The 1594-nt window shown below is 74.0% G+C and carries 1 protein-coding gene; it reads left to right on the forward strand.

The window, feature by feature from the left end:
- On the forward strand, positions 1–1437 hold a 1437-nt coding region (locus AOK03_RS37295; RefSeq protein ID WP_055569812.1), incomplete at its 5' end, for a class I adenylate-forming enzyme family protein.
- Positions 1438–1594: the final 157 nt, after the last annotated feature.

Raw genomic sequence — 1594 nt, forward strand, 5'->3', positions numbered from 1 at the left:
GCCGAGTTCGCCGCGGCCATCGACGACCTGGCGGGACGCCTGTGGGCGGCCGGCATACGCCCCGACGAACACCTGGTCATCCACAAGAGCGCCAACGCCGACATCTGGATGCTCGGCGCCGCCGCCTCCCGCATCGGCGCCGTCCCGGTGATGCTCTCGCCTGCCCTGGACGCCCCCACCGTGGCCGCCCTGATCCAGCGCGTGGACCGCCCCAGCCTCCTGACCGACCTGGCCAAACTCGACGCGGGCCTGGCCAAGGAGCCGCTGGCCGACCTCACCCGGCGCGTCCTGGTCGTGGCCGGCGACCGCGAGGGCACCCGGTCCCTGGCCGACCTCGCCGGCGCCCCCCGCGTCAGCCCGGTGGTCCGGCCCATCGACGAGGCCGCCGTCATCACCCACACCTCCGGCACCACCGGCCTGCCCAAACTCGTCGTCCACACCCCCCGCACCCAGGGCATCCGCCTGGTGCCCCAGTGGCGCCTGCTCGGCCTGATGCGCCGCAAGGACACCGTCGCCATCCACATCCCCTTCGTGCACTCCCGGATGGTCGCGGCGATGTCGCTGGCCCTGCTCAAGCAGCTGCCGATCCTGCTCATGAACGAATCCGACCCCGACTCCGTCGCCGAGCAGTTCCTGGCCCACCGGCCCGGCTTCGTCGAAGCCCTGCCCAACTCCCTGATGGACTGGGAGGACCTGGCCGGCGACGCGCGCCGCCCCTTCGCCTCGGTGAAGATCTTCAGCAGCACCTTCGACGCCATCCACCCGCGCACCATGAGCCGGCTGCTGAACGCCTCCGACCGGACCGGCGCCCTGTTCTTCCAGATCTACGGACAGAGCGAGGTCGGCCCCGCCGTGGGCCGCGCCTACTTCCGCAACTCCGCCCACAAGGCGAACGGACGCTGCGTGGGCTGGGCGATGCCCGCCGGCGCCGCCAGGGTCCGCGTGGTCAGCCGCAACGGCAAGACCCCCTCGGAGAAGAACCCCGGCTTCATCGAGGTCGCCTGGCCCGGCCTGGCCAAGACCTACTACGCCGAGCAGGACCGCTACGCCGCCAACCGCAACGGCGACTGGTGGCGCACCGGCGACGTCGGCTACCGCACCCGGCTGGGCTGCCTGCACATGCTCGACCGGGAAGTCGACATGATCGACGGCGTGCGCAGCTCCCTGGAGGTCGAGGACGTCGTCCTGGGCCGGCTGGCGGAACTGAGCGAACTGGTCGTGGTGCCCGGCCCCGACGACACCCCCGTCCCGGTCATCTGCACCACCGACGACGCCCCGCTGGACCGGGCCCGCTGGCGCGCCGCGGTCACCGACTTCCCCCAGCTGGCCGACCCCGTCCAGATCCCGCAGGCCGAACTGCCGCGCACCGCCACCCTCAAGGTCCAGCGCATCGCGCTGGCCCGCCAGCTCGAGCAGCGCCTGGCCGACCCGGCCTGAACCGGACCCGCCCCAACCCGACGCGTGCCGGGCCGCCCCGGCACCCCGGCAGGCCCGTACGCCGGTACGCGGCCGTGGGGGAGCCGAGGCGGGGTGGTGCGGGGGTGCCCGCCCGGCCCGCCGTGGTTCCGCGCGCCGGGCCGCCCCCGCACCACCC

The organism is Streptomyces atriruber (genome assembly GCF_001418325.1).
Lineage (GTDB): Bacteria > Actinomycetota > Actinomycetes > Streptomycetales > Streptomycetaceae > Streptomyces > Streptomyces atriruber.